We start from the raw sequence: 17,636 nt of genomic DNA, 5'->3' as shown, positions 1-17,636 counted from the left end.
CCAAGGGCCGCGCAACCGCGCGCTTCCAGATCACCGACAAAGGCGACGAATGACCTGAGATCCGCCCCGCGCAAGGTCTCAGCGTGCTTCTCCGCCCGCGAGGCGTCCGGGGCCGGGGCGAGCGCCCGCGCCCGCGCCGAGGCGGACGGCAGGTCGGCGGTGATCGCGTTGGCGACGATCTTCGCCGTGCCGTCGCTGAAGGCACGGAAGTTCGGCTCGGCGGCGAACAGCACCGCGTGGCCGCCTCCCACCGGCTCGTCGACAACCGCCGCCGTTCCGGCGAGTTCCTCGGCGCCCAGCGCGAAACCGGACAGGAACCAGTCGGGCGAGTCGGCGGCCGGGTAGGAGGTCACCACGTGCGAGGGGTTCGAGGCCCGCATGACCAGGTCGTACGCGTAGAACTGCATGACGCTCGACCCGACGTCCTTGCTCAGCGGCCCCTGGGCCACGTTCGTCCGGAGGAGCGTGCCGGGGATGTCCGAGGTCGGCTCGGTCAGCGTCACGCTGGAGACACCGGCCAGGGCGGCCAGCCGGGCGCCGCCCGCCCAGCCGACGTAGCGCCCGCCGCCGCCGACCCAGTCACGCAGCGCCGCGCGCCCGGCCTCGCCGAGGGCGTTGTTCGCCGAGTTGGACGAGCCGTCCGGCACGAGCAGCACGTCCAGCCCGCCCAGCTTGCCCGCGGCGACGTCGGCCGGCGTGAGCACCTGGTAGGACAGCTTCCAGTCGCGGTCCAGGCGGTGGCGGAGCCAGCCGGAGGACTCGGCCGCGTTCTGCGCGGTGCCACCGGACAGCTGCAGGACTCCGATCTTGCGGGAGGTGGTGACCTTGACCGAGGGGGCGTCCACCGCCTGTACCGGCGTCGCGACGGGCAGCAGCACCTGGCCCGAGGAGCCGCCGGAGACGTTGCCGAGCAGCGGCAGGCTCCACGCGGTCACGTCGTAGAAGTAGGGGAACGGGGTGTAGGTGTCCTCGTTCAGCATGGCCTGGACCCAGTGCTTCTGCGCCTGGGCCAGCGGGATCCAGTAGGTGCCCTTGGGCAGGGTGGTCTTCGCCTCAGGCCTGCCGTACGCCTTGAAGTCCTTGACCGTCAGCGGCGTGGCCAGCTTGTACACCTGGACGTCCATCCGCTGGAGCCGCCGTACGACGAGGTCGGTCTCCGCCTTCTTGGCCGGGTCGTCGGCGCGCAGGAAGTAGTGGCGCACCTTCCGGTCGGGCACCTGGGTGATGACCTCGTGGCCCGGGTTGTAGACCTGGTTCGGCTCCAGGTGGCCTTCGAGCCCCTGCTTGAGGGCGTCGGCGTACATACCGTGCCAGGTGGTGAGGATCTCGGTCTTCTTGGCCGCCGCCGCCGAGAGTGAGACCCACTGGGTGAGCCACTGCTCGAAGGTCCGGGCCGCGATCGGCGAGGCGTTGCCCTTCTCGAAGGTCATGCCCGCCGCGTTGAACCCGGCCGCCGGGACCGTGTCGCCGTAGCCCATGTAGAACAGGTCGTAGACGCTGCGGTTGAAGAACGGGATGCCACGCTTGGTGAACTCGTCGATCATCGCGGCGCCGTAGGTGTTGTTGACCCAGTCGACCGTCGGCTCGGCGATGTCGTGATAGATCGGGTCGGCGTTCGGCGGGAAGAAGTACTCGGTGCCGCCCATCTCGTGGGCGTCGATGAAGAGCTGCGGCGGATACTTCCGCATCAGTTCGATCTTGCCGTCGGTCTCCGGCTGGGTCCGCGCGAACCAGTCGCGGTTCATGTCGAAGGCGTAGGCGTTCCGCCTGGTGTCGGCCTCGCGGCCGTCGGGGTTCTGCGTCGGCAGGATCACCGTGACGGCGTTGTCCAGGATTCGCCTGGCCGCGCAGTCGTCCCGCCCGGCCAGGTCGTAGAGGGTCTTCAGCGCCGCGTCGGTGCCGCTCTCCTCGCCGCCGTGCACGTTTCCGGCGACCCACAGGATCGCGGGCGTGTTCCTGGCGAGGACCTTCGCCGCGGGGGCGGGGGTGAGGGGGTTGCGCAGCAGCTTGATGGAGTTCTCGATCGCGCGCAGGTTCCGGATGTTCTTCGGGGTGCCGACGATCGCGTACTTCAGTGGACGTCCCTGGGCGGTGGTGGCCAGGGTGCCGGAGACGACCCGGTCGCTGGCCGCGTCGATCGCGGTCAGCAGCGTGTCGGACTCGGCCGAGGTGACCTCCCGCTCGCCAAGGTCGAAGCCGAGGACACTCTTCGGCGTCGGCACCTTGCCGTGGTAGACGGCGGGAGTCTGGGTGGCGTCACAGGTGGTCACGGGTGGTGCGGCCGGAGTGGGGTCCGCCTGGGCGGCACCGGCTGGGAGGGTGATGGCGACGGCCAGAACGGCCGGCGCCACCACCTTGAAGCGCTTCAGCATGAAGTAAAGCTGTCATCTGTGAGAAATGACAGCAAGAGGTAAAATTTTACACTTGCGTTACGAATGGTGCTTTTGGGGCAAAGTGTGGTTGAAGGAGCGGATGATCCGGTCGTGGGTGGAGAGTCCGGGAGTTACGCGTGGCCGGAGATGCCACCGTCCACCGGGATCACGGTCCCGGTGAGGTAGGCGCCGGCGCGCGAGGACAGGAAGATCGCGGTGCCCGCCATGTCGTCGGGGCGGCCGATCCTGCCCAGCGGGACGTGGGAGGCGACCGCCGCGCGCATCCTCTCGTCCTGGAGCGCGAAGGCCATCATCTTCGACTCGAACGGCCCGGGGGCGATCGCGTTGACCGTGATCGACTCCTTGGCGAGCCGCTGGGACAGGTGCCGGGTGAGCATGTGCACCGCCGCCTTGGCCGCGGAGTAGGCGTAGTTCTCCATCGAGGGCACCCGGATACCGTCCACCGAGCCGATGTTGATCACCCTGGCCGGGGACTCGGGGCTCGCGGCGGCGCGGAGCAGCGGCAGGAACCGCTGGGTCAGGTAGAACACGCCCTTGACGTTGATCCCCCAGAGCTTGTCGAACGCCTGCTCGGGGTATTCCTCCAGTGGCGCGCCCCAGGTCGCCCCGGCATTGTTGACCAGCACGTCCAGCCGGGACTCCCGCTCCGCGACCGCCTCGAACAGGGTGGAGACCCCGTCCTCGGTGGACAGGTCGGCCGGGATGGCCGTACATCCCAGCTCCGCGGCGGTTTTCTCGACCTCGGCCGCCTTGCGGGAGGAGATGTAGACCGTGGCTCCCGCGTCGACGAACCCGGCCGCGATCATCCGGCCGATTCCCCTGGAGCCGCCGGTGACGACGACGATCTTGCCTTCCACCGAGAACAGAGTCATGTTCTGTAGCATGCCGCACCCCGACCGCCCCGTCCATACCGGACGGTCGGTCCAGCACCCCGCAGTAACTCCCGGGTACACATAAGCCCCTTTGTGTCGATTCGTGCCGAAGGGAGTGAAAAATAATGTCGGCAAATAAAACGAGAGTGAAACAATCTTCCACCGCTCGTTGACACGCGCCGTTTGTATGGTGTGCCTTCGTTGTCAATAAGTCACCGATCCGAAGGTGGGGCACACCATGGTCAGAACGGGTACGCGCCTGGCGGCGCTGAGCCTGGCGCTGTCGATGGCGACACTTTTCGTGGCGCACGCAGCACCCTCTGCCGCCCAGACCTCCCAGGGGGCGGCCGTGCGGTCACCCCAGGCAGAGAAGAGGATCGTCCGGCTGGGCGCGACGCAGAGCATGGACTCGATGAACCCGTTCCTGGCGGTCCGGGTGGTCTCGACGTCGATCCACCGCTGGATGTACGGCTTCCTCACGGTGCCCGATTCCAAGACCCTGAAGCCCAGCCCCGACCTCGCCGAGTCGTGGGAGACCTCACCGGACAAGCTGACCTGGACCTTCACCATGCGTGCCGGAGCCACCTGGTCGGACGGCAAACCCGTCACCGCCCAGGACGCCGCGTGGACCTTCAACAAGATCATGACGGATGACGGGGCCAAGACGGCCAACGGCCCCGCCGTCGAGAACTTCGACACCGTGACCGCGTCCGACGACCGGACCCTGGTCATCAAGACCAAGAAGCCCCAGGCCTCGATGCTGGAGCTGCCGATCCCGATCATGCCCAAGCACGTCTGGGAGAGCGTTCCCGACATCGGCACCTACGAGAACGAGACCTACCCCGCCGTCGGCAGCGGGCCCTACATCGCCGTCGAGCACAAGAAGAACGGCTATGTGAGGCTCAAGGCCAACCCGTCGTACTGGCGCGGCGCCCCCGGCATCGACGAGCTGCACGTCATCTTCTACGAGAACCCCGAGGCGGCGATCGCCGGTCTGAAGAAGGGCGACATCGACTGGATCGGCCGCCTGCAGGGCCCGCAGTTCGAGGCCCTCGCGGGCGATGCGAACATCACGCAGTGGAACACCCAGGGCCGCAGGCCCAGGAGGCCGGTGAGGGGCCCCGGCGCCGTACTAGCGGGTCGCGAGCACCCGGACGCCCAGGATCTCGCCGAGCAGGTCCGTGAGGCTCACCATGCCGACCACCTCGCCGCCGCCGTCCGTGACGAGGCCCAGGTGCGCGTGGGCGTCCTGGAGGGCGGAGACGGCGTCGGGGATCGTGGTGGCCTTGTCCAGGCGGGGCACCGGCCGGGCGAGCTCCGCGGGGCTGGCATCCGGCCGGACGAGGATGTCCCTGATGTGCACCACGCCCAGGACGTCGCGCGGCTGGCCGGAGGTGACCAGCAGGCGCAGGTGCCCGTCGCGCGCGGCCACCTCGCGGATGTGCGTGCCCGTCGCGTCGCCGGGCACCGAGGTGGCCTTGGCCAGCGGCAGCATCAACCGTTCGACCGGCTGCTGGTGGACTCGCAGGGCCCGGGTGAGCAGGTCGTGCTCGTCCCGGTCGAGCAGTCCCATCCGGCCCGACTCACCGACCAGCATCGCCAGCTGGACAGGGGTCCTGGTGGTGGCCAGTTCGTCCCTGGGATGCACGCCGAACAGCTTCAGGATCCCGTTGGTCAGGCCGTTGAGCGAGGCGAGCACCGGCCTGACGACCCAGGTGAAGCCGCGGAACGGCAGGGCCAGACCCATCGCGGCGATCTCGGGATGGGTCAGCGCCCACGACTTGGGAGCCATCTCGCCGACCACCATGTGCAGGAAGGTGATGATCGCCAGCGCGATCATCAGCGAGATGGGGACCCGCAGCGACTCGGGCACGCCGACCGCGCCGAAGACCGGTTCCAGCAGGTGCTCGACGGCGGGCTCGGTCACCATGCCCAGACCGAGCGAGCAGAGCGTGATGCCCAGCTGCGCACCGGCCAGCATCAGGGAGAGCTCCCTGCCGCCGCGCACGGCGGCGCGGGCGGCGATCCGGGTCAACCGGCCGCCCTTGCCCGCGAGTTCCTCCAGACGGTGCCTGCGGGCTGAGATCACCGCGAACTCGGCGGCGACGAAGAAGGCGTTGCCGATCAGCAGGGCCACACCGAGCAGCAGGGCGGCGGTGGTGCTCATCGTCGCTTCACCCCGCTCCGCTCGATCATGGAAGCCTCCGGGACAGGCTCGATCATCTGCGGCGCGGTCATCGCCGGATCATCCTCTCTCCCCGCCGTTCCCGGCGTCGCGTCCCCCACGGGATCGTCCTTTTGCGGTACGGCGAGCGACAGTCGTACCCACTCGGGGACCCTGCGCTGCACCGACAGCACGGTGAGCAGCGCGTCCTTCTCGTCGGCGCCGTCGTTCTCCAGGGGGTCGTTCCGCAGGGTCAGCGTGACGGTCACGCTGTCACCGGGCTCGGCCATCCGGCCGAGGGTGGCGAGCACGAGGCCCGCGACGGTGTCGTAGTCGTCGCTCTCCGGAAGCTGCAGCCCGATGGCCCGCTCGATCTCGTCCAGCCTGAGCGTGCCCGGCAGGTCCCAGATGCCCTCCTCACCCGCGACGACCCCCGCGGGCTCCGGGTCGTTCTCGTCGACGAGCTCGCCGACGAGCTCCTCGGCGAGGTCCTCGACGGTGACCACGCCGGCCAGACCCCCGTACTCGTCGATGACGCACGCCAGGTCGTCGCGGGCGGCGCGCATGCGCTCCAGCACGACGGGGAGCGGCAGGGAGGTGGGCACCAGGAGCGCGGGACGGGTGATCTTCTCCAGTGTCCCGGTGCTCAGCCCCGACTTGAGCAGCTCGCGCACGCCGGTGACGCCGACCACGTCGTCGCCGTTCTGGTCGCAGAGCACCGGGTAGCGGGAGTGACCGTGCCTGCGGACGGCGTCGATCAGGTCGGAGATCGGACGCTCCTCCCTCAGCAGCACCACGCGGGGACGCGGCACCATGACGTCCTCGGCGGTACGGTCGCCGAACTCCAGCGCGCGCTCAAGCAGCTCCGACAGCCGTGGCGGCAGGTCGCCGGTGCTGGCGGACTCGGAGATGATCCGGGACAGCTCCTCGGGGCTGGCGCCGTGCTCGATCTCCTCCACCGGCTCGACGCCGACCCGGCGCAACAGGCCGGTGGCGGCGGAGTCGAACAGCCGGATGACCGGTCCGGCGATCCGCAGATAGATCAACGTCGAGCGGGCAAGGAACTTCGCCACCGGCTCGGGACGGGCGATGCCCAGGTTCTTGGGGGCGAGCTCGCCGAGGACCATCTGGATGATGGTGGCGACCGCGACGGCCAGCGCCACGGCGATGCCGGGCACGGCGCCCGACGGGACTCCCGCGGCCTCCAGCCAGGGGCGGATGACCGTGGCGATGGCGGGTTCGGCGATGAAACCGACGAGCAGCGCGGTGACGGTGATGCCGAGTTGCGCGCCCGACAGCATGAACGACAGGCGTCCCGTCACCTCCAGCGCCCGTTCCGCGGCCACGTCGCCCGAGTCGGCCTGCTCACGCAGCACACCGCGGTCCGCCGCGACGAAGGCGAACTCCTGGGCGACGAAATAGCCGGTGGCGAGGGTGAGCAGAAGTACGGCCAGCAGGCCCAGAGCCGTGTTCACCGGGTAGCTCTCCCGGTCGGTTCAGCGGTTCCCGTGCGTTTGCACGGGCAGGTACTCCACGAGTCCGGAGTGGACACGATCATCCTTTCGAGCAGAGGTAGTTCTCTACCGTAACGATCCGGGTAGGGGTTGATGTTTCCGGATCAGCAGACGATCGCATTGTCGGTGGCTAACAACCTGTCTGAGTACTTTTACATAGGGAAACCTTGGGGACCCTGCGGCATGCGCGTGAGCCGCGACGTAGCGTCGATAATGACGTTTTCACCATGAGATCAAGAAGTGGCGGGACACGACGTGGCTGACTGGCCCGAAGACGACGATCGCACTCGCGCGCTGCGATCGCCCACGCCTGGGCCCGCGCCGCAGCGAGCGGCCGGGCAGCCCGCCCACCCCTTGCCGGGCGGGCCGGCGGCGTCCCCCCGGCGGGGGGCGTCCGCGGGCGAGGAGGTACCGCCCCCACGAGGAGGCTCGCGGGTGTACGGCAAGGCCAGGTCGGGCTCCAGCCCGGTCAGACCGCTGAACGCCCCCTCCGACGGCTCCCGCGCCGGCTCCGGCGGCCCGGGCGGCGGCGGGCCGGGTGGCGGCGGCGGGCCGCGGCTGCCGAGCTGGCGCCCGAAGCGTCCGGGCAGGCTGATCGTGCGGATCCTCGCCGGGCTGCTCGTCGTGCTGCTGGTCGTGGCCATCGGCGGATATTTCATGATCAACTCCCGGCTGACCAGGATCGAGGCGCTCACCGACTACGAGGGCCGGCCCGCCGACACCCCCGGCACCAACTGGCTGCTGGTCGGCTCCGACAGCCGGGAGGGCCTGACCGCGGCACAGCGTAAGAAGCTCGCCACGGGCAAGGCCGTGGGCCGCAGGACCGACACAATGATGCTGCTGCACATCCCCGACGGTGACGGCCGCCCGACCCTGGTCAGCCTGCCGCGTGACTCCTACGTGCCGATCGACGGTCACGGCAGCGACAAGCTCAACGCCGCCTACGCCTTCCAGGACGGCGGCCCCAAGCTGCTCGCCAAGACCGTGGAGAAGGTGACCGGGCTGCGGCTCGACCACTACATGGAGATCGGCTTCGGCGGCTTCGTGGGCATCGTCGACGCCATCGGCGGGGTCGAGATCGACGTCAAGCAGGCCATCAAGGACCCCAAGGCCGGGATCAACCTGAAGAAGGGGCTCCAGCTCATGGACGGCGGGACGGCCCTCGGCTACGTCCGTACCCGTGCCACCGGCACCATCCCCGACCTCGACCGGACCCAGCGCCAGCGCCAGTTCTTCTCCGCGGTGGTGAAGAAGGCGGCCAGCCCCGGGGTCCTGATCAACCCCTTCACCTCCGTGCCGCTCGCGCTGAGCGCCGCCGACTCGGTGTCCGTGGGCGAGGAGACCGGTGCCTTCGACCTGCTCTCGCTCGGTCTCGCCATGGGCGACAACCCGGTGACCACCGTCGTCCCGGTCGGCTCCCTGCCCACCATCAACGGTCAGGCGGTCGTCAAGTGGGATCGGGAGAAGGCGCTGCGCCTGTTCGACGCGCTGGCCGAGGACAAGCCCGTCCCCAAGGACGTCCTCGCCAAGTAGGCGTCCCCCGCCGTGGTCGTAAGCACTCCGTAAGCGGCGCGCGACCACGGCACCGGTAGCGTCGATCCCGAGGCCGGTCTCGGCCTCGAGGACCAGAGCCGGGGCCCCCACGCCGGAGGTATTCGATGAGGATCAAAAGACTGCTCCGACACCCCGCCACGTGGGGCGTTCTGGCGGTCGGTGCCGTCGTGCTCGGCGTCGCCCTCTACCTGTTCCAGCCCTGGCGCCTGTTCACCACGGTCGAGGTGAACGAGGCGTTGCCGGCCGTGGCCGTGACCTCCGGGCCGGAGGCGACCCCGGTGGTGGAAGACGGGGCGAGCGAGCCCGCCAAGGCACCCGAGGAGCCGAAAAACCTGGCCAAGGGCACGTTCATCTCCCACGAGCACGAGACCACGGGCAAGGCGAGGGTGCTGGAGCTCCCGGATGGGAGCCGGGTCCTGCGGATCGAGGACCTGGACACCTCCGACGGCCCGGATCTGCGGGTCTGGCTGAGTGACCAGCCCGTCAAGGAGGGCAGGGCCGGATGGTTCAACCTGGACGACGGCAAGCACCTCGAACTCGGCGAGCTGAAGGGCAACCGGGGTAACGCCAACTACGCCATCCCCGCGGGGGCCGACCTCGACAGCCTGAAGAGCGTCACCATCTGGTGCAAGCGCTTCGGCGTCTCCTTCGGCGCCGCCGCCCTCACCTGACACAATGCCCGGATTATGAGTGTTTCCGAGGAACTGCATGCCATTGGCCGCCCGCTCGTCGAGGTGCAGCTCGCGCACCCGACGGTGGTCGGCATCGCGCGAGGGGACCTGCCCGAGCCGGTGTTCCGGTCCTGGCTGGAGCAGGACTACCTGTTCCTGCTCGACTACGTCCGGGTTTTCTCGCGACTCGCCTGGCAGGCCCCTGACGGGCACCTGGGCGACCTGGTGGATCTGGCCCACGCCACGTTCCACGAGGAGTTGAACCTGCACCGTTCACTGTCTGCGGAGTTCGGTGCCGATCTCGGCGGGGTGCGAAAGGGGCCTGCCTGTGCGGCCTACACCTCCTTCCTGCTCGACTCCGCGGCCGTCTACGCCGATGGCCTGGCCGCGCTCTACCCCTGCATGTGGGGTTACTCCACGCTCGGTCGGGCCCTGGCCGAGAACCCGCCCGACGAGCCGCGATACCGTGCCTGGGTCGACACCTACGCCCACCCGGCCTTCGCCGAGCTGACCGAGCGCATCGCCGTGATGATCGACGAGGCGGCACCCGATCCCGGCAGGGCGGGAAAGCTGTTCACCGAGGGAATGGCCCACGAACTCGCCTTCTGGGACGTGCCCTGAGCCCGTCCCCTCGTGACCGGCTTTCGTCTTTCCCGGCCTCCTGACTTCCCTCGCCTCCGGCTCCGCTCTCCTCGGCAGCGGTCTCGCCGATCCTTCGGCCACGGGGCGCCGAAGGTTGGTCGATCCAGTCGGTTAGTTGTGGTGAATTAGCTCACTATCAGGGGAAATTGAGAGTCCGGATGAGGGCGTCCGAGAGGCTTTGTGCACCCATCAGGTGTGGGAGTTGGAACAATGGGCGCATGAGTGTTCCTGAGGTCGAGGTACGGGCCGTGCCGGATGACGCGTTCCTGCTCGACGTACGTGAGAACGACGAGTGGCGTGCCGGGCACGCGCCGGGAGCCGTCCACATCCCGCTGGGTGAGCTGCAGTCCCGGGTCGACGAGGTGCCCAAGGACGCCCCCGTCTACGTGATCTGCCGGGTCGGCGGCCGTTCCGCCAACGCCACCGCCTGGCTCAACCACGTGGGCCGGGACGCGATCAACGTCGGCGGCGGTATGCAGTCCTGGGAGGTGGCGGGGCGTTCGATGGTCGCCGAGAGCGGTCAGGACCCGTTCGTGGCCTGAGTGGCCTGAGCGGTCTGAGCGGTTTCAGTGGCCCGGGGGCCTGAATCGACGTCCATCGAGGAGGCGGTCCTTGCCAAGGAAGGAATAAATGGCATAAACGGGGCGAATTATTTATCGTGGGAGCTCGGGTGTGACCGGGCTGAGAGGGCGGAACCGCGCAGAGGGTCGCACAGACCCTCCGACGCGCCGCCGACCGCATGAACCTGTCCGGATGGTGCCGTCGCGGCCCATCACGTGGCCCCCGCGCAGGTCAGAGGCCGCCTACAGGTGGTGTAGGTGGCCCCTTTGGCGTCCGTACAGCTACGAAGTACAGCACTAAATGCGTGTTTTCGAACCCGGGATCCGTGTTACCTAGCTTTACCGATGCCGATAAGCAACGAGTCTGGAAGTATCACGTCCGCCTTTGCGGCGGACTTCGCCATTGGCCCCGGGAAGTGCCAATGGCGGCCGATACCTTGCGTCAACCCACGCGACACGACATGAAGGAGTGCTCATCGTGACACCCGAGACGGACCCGGCGACTGACCTCAGCGGGTGGGGTGCCGCGCTGGCCAGTGCCTTCGAGATACTGCTCGGTGGAAAGCCGACCGTCGACCCCGCCGCCAGATACGGGGTGTATTACGCCTCGGACCCCCTCGACGAGTTCCTGTTCCCGAATCCCTGGGCCACCCCTGACGCGCTGTCAGGTCGGGAGCCGAGGCACCTTCCGGATTCGGACGGTGAGCACCCCTTCTCCCCTTGGGCATGGCAGTTCAACCTGAGCGAGTCGCTGTTCCGCTTCGACGCCGAACTCCTGGCAGGAACGGGACCGTGGGGCGACGGCGGGCACAAGGGCCCCCGGCCGTTCGACGACACCTTCGTCGCCGACCTGCGGACCGTCTCCTCGGTCGATGAAGCCGGTGAAGTGCTGGTGCACGGCGCGGAGTTGGGACCGCTCCTGGGCCGCCATGGCGTCGACCTGACCAACAACAAATCCAAGAAACTGAACGGCTGGCTGACCGTGCTGCTGCGCGTCGCCACCGATGGCACTCTCACCGATGCGATGCGGGCCGCCACGTTCACCGAGCGTGGCCCCGAACACCTGGTGTCGATTCACGACATGGATGACGCCCGCTCCGCCGACGAGCCCTGGGAAGAAAGGCTGAGCGCGGTCACCCATCCCGCGCTCCGCGACCATCTCCGCATGCTCTGCCTCACCGAGGACGACGCGCGCAGCGAGGGTGGCTTCTACTGCGGCACCGACCACTGGCCGTGGACCGATGTCCTGGAAGCGGTCGGCTGCTCCCTTGTCGCAGGCTGGGGGTTCGGCGAGTCCCAGGCCGGTACCGCCGTCGTGCGATTGCCAGACAAACCAGGAGCGCGCTGAGCACGCCGCTTCATATGAACTTCGTCGGGTCCAGCGGCTTCCCCAGAGGGGAGGTGAAGACCAGGCCCGTTTCCTGCCACTGCCCCGCGGCTTCCCCCTGTCGTGGTCCTCTAGACCCAGAGGCCGGACGGCTTGCCGTACAGCCGTGAAGTACAGCTACCCCTACGTAGCTGTACTTCTGCAGACGTGTACGGACTCGTCTCGTGAGACGGTCGCGCGAACCCCGCGCTGGCCGAATCCAGACAGATGGTGCATCATGATGGGCGCGAGCTGGGGTGATCTCGGCTTTGCGTATCAACCAGCGCGGGAGCTTGGGGCAACCAGGCTGAGAGGGCAGCTACAGCTGCTGCCGACCGCATGAACCTGTCCGGGTAATGCCGGCGTAGGGAGCGTGTGATGTCGCCTGCCGTCGTTGACTCCAAGTCAGCCGAGGCTCCCCTCACCCTCGACGAGGCTCCTCCCAAGGAGCTCGGCGTGCTCGACCAGGGCGCGCTCTGGGCCAACCTGGGGGTCAGCCTGCTCGGATTCTCCGGCGCGATCGCGCTGATCGATCCGCTCGGCGACCGGCCGCTGAGCTTCGTGGCCGCGGTCCTGGCCGCCGTCGTGGGCAGCGTCATCGGCACCGCGATGGTCGGCCTGGCCGCCATTCCCGGGCAGCGGACCGGCGCTCCGGCGATGGTCCTGCTCCGCGGGCTGTTCGGCGCCAGGCTCTCGTACCTGCCGACCGTGCTGAACATCATCCAGATGTTCGGCTGGGGCGCGTTCGAGCTCTGGGTCATCGCCCAGGGCGCCCAGGCCATCGCCGGATCCTTCGGGATCGAGGTGCCGTACGCGGTCTGGGTGGTCGTCGGAGGGGTGATCACCACCGCGCTGAGCATCCGGCCGCTGGGAGCGGTCCGGTTGCTCCGCCGGTACGTCACCGCGGGCGTGGTCGTCTCGATGATCTGGTTCGCGGTCGCCCTGTTCAGCCGGGGACCGTCCATCGGCGGTGGATCGTGGGAGGCCTTCGCGCCCTCGGTCGACTACGTGATCGCGCTGTCGGTCTCGTGGGTGCCGGTCGCGGCGGACTTCGCCCGGTTCTCCAGGTCCGGCAGGGCCACGTTCACCGGTGTCGTCGGCGGCTACACGATCACCCAGGTGGCCTGCCTGGTCCTGGGAATCGCGGCGCTCGCCCTGGTCGGCAACGACACCGAACGGGTCTGGGACCCCTTCGTGGCCGCGGCGCTCGGCCCGCTGTTCTTCGGCATCCTGGTGCTCCGGGAGACCGACCAGTCGTTCGTGAACGTCTACTCCACCACCATGTCGCTGCAGAACCTGATGCCCAGGCTGGACCGCAGGGTCATCTCCGTGGTCATCGGAGTACTGGTCACCCTGCTCGCGATCTTCGTCAAGGTCGATACCTACACCGCGTTCCTGAGCCTGATCGGTGCGGTCTTCGTGCCGATGTTCGCGGTGCTCGCCGTGGACTACTTCCTGCTCGGCGGCGCCAGGCGCTGGGACACCTCCGACAGCGCGCCCTCGCGCTGGCTCATGGTGGCCCCGTGGCTGCTGGGCTTCGCGGCATGGTGGATGCTCGCCGCGCTGCCGGTCGCCCCGGAGCTGGCCTGGTGGACCTCGTTCTGGACCGATGCCCGTGACCTGCTCGGCTTCGTCCCGCAGCCGTGGATGAGCGCGGCCGTCGGCGCGTTCCTCGTCGCGGCTCTCGTCACCCTGGGCGCCGGTACGCTCCGGCGCCGTCCCTGACCGGGCGGAGGCGCGCTACGCGCGGGACTCGATGCGCAGCAGGCGTTCCTTGGCGGCCGAGCCCCCGGCGTACCCGCCAAGGACCGACTCGCTCTCGACGACCCGGTGGCACGGCACGATGACGCACACCGGGTTGCTGCCCAGCGCGTTGCCGACCGCGCGCAGCGCCCGCGGCCTGCCGATCCGCTCGGCGATCTCGCGGTAGGTCGTCACCGTCCCGTACGGCACCGAGAGCATCATCTGCAGCACCGTCCTGGAGAACTGGGTGGCCAGGCGCAGGTCGACCGTTGTGGTGAAGGCACGGAGCCGGGCGGAGAAGTAGGCGTCCAGCTCCCGGCGGACCGGGTCGAGCCGCCGGGGGTCCGGCCCGATGAAGGTGCCGACCTCCCTGCTGATCCGCTCGAAGACGACGTTCTCGTCCTCGTAGCTGCAGGCCACCACACCCCGGCCGGTCACGGCGAGGGTAAGACGCCCCAGCGGTCCGTCGAGCGTGCCGAACGCGATGTCGGGATGGCTCGTGCCGACGTAGTCGGGCGAGGTCACCCGTAGCAATGCATCGATGTCGCCGGATGACATGGCCCCACCCTTTCGTATCCAGGTGTGTGGTGACCGCAGAGTATCGGACGGATCGCCCGGCCAGTGGCAACACGTGCGGGACGAAAGTGCCAAGATCAGGCCGGTTGAGACGGCACTATGGGTGTGTGGTGGACTACACGGCCGACAATGACGGGGGCATCGGCCGGGCGGTCGTGGCCGACGCGCCCAACGCGATCGTCGCCATTGATCGTGAACAGACGGTCATCGCCTGGAATCCCGCGGCCGAGCGCCTTTTCGGCTGGCCGGCCGAGGAGACGGTCGGCCGGCGGGTTCCGGTGGTTCCCGAGGAGCTGATGGCCGAGCACAACGCGGTCCTGGAGAAGGTCCGCACCGGTGGCCAGGTGTCGCTGCGGACCAAGCGGTTCCGCCGGGACGGCAGCCTGCTCGACCTGCGGGTCGACACCGGCGCGCTCTCCTCGCGGGACGGCACCCTCAGCGGTTATGTCAGCGTCTACCACCTGGCCCAGGACGACGAGAGCGCCAACGACCGCAACGCCCGCCGGGCACAGCTCGTCCGCCGGCTCACCGACGTGGTCGCCGACATCAACGCCGAGCTGGAGCTGCCCGCGGTGCTCGACCGGATCGCGGCCAGCCTCGCCGACCTGACCGGGGCCGACGCGGGCGGGTTCGTGCTCATCGAGGGCGACCGGCTCCGCCTCGTGGCCCGCCACAACCTTCCCGGCTCGATGCGGAACTCCACGGCGGACCTCCGCACCAGCCTGGTCGGCAAGCTGTTGCGCGAGGGCAGGACCATCCTGCTGGAGACCGGTGACCAGGACCGGCTGGACGAGCTGATCTGGTCGCAGCTGCCCGGCCTGCACACCATCGCGCTCGGTCTCGCGGCCATGGGCGGGCGACCGTACGGCGCGCTGTACGCGCTCTTCGCCAAGCGCAAGGTGGGCCACCTGGAACTGGAGTTGCTGGAGCTCCTCGCGGGTCACGCGGGCATCGCCGTGGGCAACGCGATGGCCTACCAGGAGGCCGTACGGCAGCGGGCCCACGAGCGAGCGGTGTTCGACGCCAGCGCCGACGGCATAGCGGTCCTCGACGAGCTGGGCCGGGTCGTCCAGTGGAACCCGGCCGCCAGCGAGCTGACCGGCTTCCACTCCGCCGAGGTGATCGGCGGTCCGCCCCCGTTCCAGCTCCCGGCACCGGGAGAGAAGCTCACCATCCAGTTGCCCTCGGGCATCTGGCTGGACGTGCTCTGCGCGGAGATCGTGGAGACGGGCGAGATCGTGGTCGACTTCCGCGACATCACCCGCGCGAAGGAACTGGAGGAGGCCAAGGACCTCTTCCTGGCCACCACCAGCCATGAGCTCCGCACCCCGATCACCGTGGTCCGCGGCTTCGCCGGCACCCTCGACGACCGCTGGGACAGCATGACCGACGCCGAGCGCCGTGCCGCAGTGCACATCATCGCCGAGCGGGCCCGTTCCCTCGGCCAGCTCATGGACCACCTGCTGCTGGGCTCGCGCGCGGGGGCCGGCGAGCTCACGCTCAGGATCGAGGGCTTCGACCTGGCCGAGCTGGTGCGGGGAGCCACGTTGGGCCTGCCGATCCTGTCGGATCTGCACCGGGTCGAGGTCGACGTCCCCGATGACCTGCCCCTGGTCTCCGGCGACGCGCTGGCCACCGATATCCTGCTGGCCCAGCTGCTGGAGAACGCTTTCAAATATTCGCCGGACGGTGGTCTGATCAGGGTAGAGGCATGGGTGGATGGTGACCGGGTGGTGTTGGTCGTGGACGACGAGGGCGTGGGCATCGCCCACGCCAGCAGGGAGCGCGTCTTCGACCGCTTCGTCCAGGCGGACAGCGGTGACCGCCGCAGGTTCGGCGGAGTCGGGCTTGGTCTCTACATCGTGCGCAGCCTGGCACGGGCCCAGGGAGGAGAGGTGTCGGCGCATCCACGCCCCGCGGGCGGCACCCGGATGAGGTTGGCACTCCGCATCGCCGACACGCCGGACGCTCTTACCTGATCGACACGCCAAGGCGGTAACGAGTCGGTAACGGATCCGCTGATCTATTGTCGAATGTGCACAAGCTGTAATTGCTGCTCGGTTTCCGAGGCTATCTAACGGGGCATTTCGGTCGTACTGGGGTGAGTTCCTCAGGGGGGAAAGGCATACGGGGAGGTGAGTGCGTCGAGCGTCGTGTTGTTGCCGTATGCACCGTCCAGCGTCGCTGTCGCACGCCAACGCCTCTGCTCTGACCTGCAGGAACGGGGTGTGTACGAGACCGCTATAGACGACGCGGTGCTCGTGGTCAGCGAGTTGCTGAGCAATGCGCTGCGTCACGCGCATCCGTTGCCGTCGGGGCAGATCAGGGTGTCATGGCACTGGACCGAGGAGCAGGTCGAGGTTGCGGTGAGTGACGGTGGCGCGGCCACCGAGCCAAGGGCAGGGCGCCCGACGCTCTCCTCTCTGGGAGGGCGAGGCCTCGGAATCGTCGAATATCTGGCCTCGACATGGGGAGTCAGGCACGAGGGGGACATCACCACGGTCTGGGCGGTGGTCACGGCGGTCAACACGGTAGGTAACGGCCATGTTTCCACCCCCGAACCCGCCCTCAGGGAATGCGGATAGTCCTTCCGCCGGGTGCCGTCCCGCTTCGCCTGTCATGAAGCGGGACGGCACCTCCTTCGTCCGGAGTGTCGTCAGCCTCCGGCGAGCGCGGGCCGGTGCAGTACCGCCCGCTCCCCGGTGCTCCAGGCCGTCGTGACGAGCAGGTAGATTCCGGCCGCGAGCGGCAGCACCGCCGCGACCAGCACGGTCCCGTACGGCAGCAGGGGCAGCATCCGGCGCAGCGCCGCGGGCTGGACGTCCTCGCTCATCGTGCTCCGCGTCTGGCGGGAGGCGACCCACGCCACGGCGACGAGCAGCAGGAAAAGCCCGGCGAAGATCAGGGTCGGGCCGCTGAGCAGCCCGAACCCGGCCACCGTGCCCGCGAACTGCTGGCCGAGCGGCACCCCGAGGAGCCCGTGGGTCAGCAGCGCGTTGGCCTGGCCGGCGATCGTCGAGGAGACGAACGCCTGGTAGGTCACCATGAGGAACGGCAACTGCGCCACCGACGGCAGGCAGCCTGCCAGCGGTGAGGTCCTCTCCCTGGCGTAGAGGGCGGCCAGTTCCCGCTGGAGCCGTTCGGGATGGCGGCCATGGCGTTTCTGGAGTTTCCGGACCTCAGGCGCGAGGTGGATCCTGGCCCGCTCGCCCCTGGCCCGCATGACGCTGAGCGGGAGCAGCAGGAGCCGGACGAGGAGTGTGAAAACGACGATCGCGAGCGCGGTGGAGCCCAGTGGCCCCGCGAGCGCGGTGATGAGGTCGGCGGTGAACCCGATGACGGGGTCGAACATGGTTGGGGCCCTTCTGACCGGAGTGGAGACGGTACAGAGGACGCCCGCGCACCGCGGGGGTTTTCAGAGCGCGTGCGCGCGGCACACGGTGGTCGCGGGGGGTTACGCGGGCGCCGGGCCCGCGGAGGGTGCTCTGGGCCGGGATCTCCCGGCCGCGTCGGGGTCGCGTTGCCGGACGAACATCGTCCGCCTGGCCCGATCGCGCCGCGACAGCGGCGACCGCGCCCGC

The 17,636-nt window shown here is 68.9% G+C and carries 16 protein-coding genes, 1 pseudogene and 1 riboswitch; of the genes and pseudogenes, 9 read left to right on the top strand and 8 right to left on the bottom strand.

Annotated features, from left to right (window positions below; translation table 11 throughout):
• The 3 genes from ABZ260_RS26765 to ABZ260_RS26755 all read right to left on the bottom strand — a co-directional run.
• Positions 1–2,372: M14 family zinc carboxypeptidase (locus ABZ260_RS26765; protein ID WP_355622981.1), on the bottom strand; the 2,372-nt coding region annotated here is incomplete at its 3' end.
• Positions 2,373–2,503: 131 nt separating this feature from the next.
• The gene (locus ABZ260_RS26760) at positions 2,504–3,265 is read right to left on the bottom strand and encodes an SDR family oxidoreductase (RefSeq protein ID WP_355564097.1); all 762 of its coding nucleotides are present in this window, start codon (positions 3,263–3,265) and stop codon (positions 2,504–2,506) included.
• Between the two features lie 204 nt (positions 3,266–3,469).
• Complete coding sequence (locus ABZ260_RS26755; RefSeq protein ID WP_355622978.1) at positions 3,470–3,910, bottom strand: hypothetical protein; 441 nt, start codon at positions 3,908–3,910, stop codon at positions 3,470–3,472.
• Here ABZ260_RS26755 and ABZ260_RS26750 point away from each other — a divergent pair.
• Positions 3,816–4,295 (top strand): annotated as a pseudogene (locus ABZ260_RS26750) (ABC transporter substrate-binding protein); the annotation flags it as partial. The gene ABZ260_RS26755 and the pseudogene ABZ260_RS26750 sit on opposite strands and share 95 nt — an antisense overlap.
• Positions 4,296–4,397: 102 nt before the next feature.
• Here ABZ260_RS26750 and ABZ260_RS26745 read toward each other — a convergent pair.
• Positions 4,398–5,432 carry a hemolysin family protein gene (locus ABZ260_RS26745; RefSeq protein ID WP_355622975.1) on the bottom strand — a complete coding sequence of 345 codons (1,035 nt, stop codon included), beginning with the start codon at positions 5,430–5,432 and terminating at the stop codon, positions 4,398–4,400.
• Positions 5,429–6,904, bottom strand: coding sequence for a hemolysin family protein (locus ABZ260_RS26740; RefSeq protein WP_355622972.1), 1,476 nt, complete (start codon positions 6,902–6,904; stop codon positions 5,429–5,431). Before ABZ260_RS26740 ends, ABZ260_RS26745 begins: the two co-directional genes overlap by 4 nt.
• A 474-nt stretch (positions 6,905–7,378) precedes the next feature.
• On the opposite strand from ABZ260_RS26740, the gene ABZ260_RS26735 reads away from it, so the two are divergent.
• The 6 genes from ABZ260_RS26735 (at position 7,379) to ABZ260_RS26710 (ending at position 13,461) form a co-directional block, all read left to right on the top strand.
• Positions 7,379–8,476: an LCP family protein gene (locus ABZ260_RS26735; protein WP_355622969.1), complete on the top strand. Its 1,098-nt coding sequence runs from the start codon at positions 7,379–7,381 to the stop codon at positions 8,474–8,476.
• Positions 8,477–8,601: 125 nt separating this feature from the next.
• Entirely contained in the window at positions 8,602–9,168 is a 567-nt protein-coding gene (locus tag ABZ260_RS26730) for a DM13 domain-containing protein (RefSeq protein ID WP_355622966.1), read from the top strand.
• A gap of 15 nt (positions 9,169–9,183) precedes the next feature.
• On the top strand, positions 9,184–9,789 hold the full coding sequence (locus tag ABZ260_RS26725; protein ID WP_350913977.1) for a transcriptional regulator: 606 nt from the start codon (positions 9,184–9,186) through the stop codon (positions 9,787–9,789).
• Positions 9,790–10,028: 239 nt separating this feature from the next.
• Positions 10,029–10,352: a rhodanese-like domain-containing protein gene (locus ABZ260_RS26720; protein WP_355560794.1), complete on the top strand. Its 324-nt coding sequence runs from the start codon at positions 10,029–10,031 to the stop codon at positions 10,350–10,352.
• A 496-nt stretch (positions 10,353–10,848) separates the two neighbouring features.
• Positions 10,849–11,718 carry a hypothetical protein gene (locus ABZ260_RS26715; RefSeq protein WP_355622963.1) on the top strand — a complete coding sequence of 290 codons (870 nt, stop codon included), beginning with the start codon at positions 10,849–10,851 and terminating at the stop codon, positions 11,716–11,718.
• A 293-nt stretch (positions 11,719–12,011) separates the two neighbouring features.
• Positions 12,012–12,124, top strand: a riboswitch (TPP riboswitch).
• Entirely contained in the window at positions 12,115–13,461 is a 1,347-nt protein-coding gene (locus ABZ260_RS26710) for a cytosine permease (protein ID WP_355622960.1), read from the top strand. It overlaps the preceding riboswitch by 10 nt.
• Before the next feature lie 15 nt (positions 13,462–13,476).
• On the opposite strand, the gene ABZ260_RS26705 is transcribed toward ABZ260_RS26710, so the two are convergent.
• Positions 13,477–14,037 carry a methylated-DNA--[protein]-cysteine S-methyltransferase gene (locus ABZ260_RS26705; protein ID WP_343970715.1) on the bottom strand — a complete coding sequence of 187 codons (561 nt, stop codon included), beginning with the start codon at positions 14,035–14,037 and terminating at the stop codon, positions 13,477–13,479.
• Positions 14,038–14,162: 125 nt separating this feature from the next.
• On the opposite strand from ABZ260_RS26705, the gene ABZ260_RS26700 reads away from it, so the two are divergent.
• A complete protein-coding gene (locus ABZ260_RS26700) occupies positions 14,163–16,034 on the top strand; it encodes a PAS domain S-box protein (RefSeq protein ID WP_355622957.1) in 1,872 nt (623 codons plus the stop codon).
• 156 nt (positions 16,035–16,190) lie between these two features.
• Positions 16,191–16,640 (top strand): ATP-binding protein, encoded by a 450-nt coding sequence (locus tag ABZ260_RS26695; protein WP_051753245.1) that lies wholly within the window; start codon positions 16,191–16,193, stop codon positions 16,638–16,640.
• Positions 16,641–16,711: 71 nt separating this feature from the next.
• On the opposite strand, the gene yidC is transcribed toward ABZ260_RS26695, so the two are convergent.
• Both yidC and ABZ260_RS26685 read right to left on the bottom strand, forming a co-directional pair.
• The gene (gene yidC, locus ABZ260_RS26690) at positions 16,712–17,407 is read right to left on the bottom strand and encodes a membrane protein insertase YidC (RefSeq protein ID WP_355622953.1); all 696 of its coding nucleotides are present in this window, start codon (positions 17,405–17,407) and stop codon (positions 16,712–16,714) included.
• 102 nt (positions 17,408–17,509) lie between these two features.
• Positions 17,510–17,620, bottom strand: coding sequence for a DUF6412 domain-containing protein (locus ABZ260_RS26685; protein ID WP_355622984.1), 111 nt, complete (start codon positions 17,618–17,620; stop codon positions 17,510–17,512).
• Positions 17,621–17,636 lie beyond the last annotated feature (16 nt).

Origin of the sequence: Streptosporangium sp. NPDC006013, from assembly GCF_040614275.1 — a bacterium.
GTDB lineage: Bacteria > Actinomycetota > Actinomycetes > Streptosporangiales > Streptosporangiaceae > Streptosporangium.
This window is presented reverse-complemented; position numbering and strand designations above follow the sequence as displayed.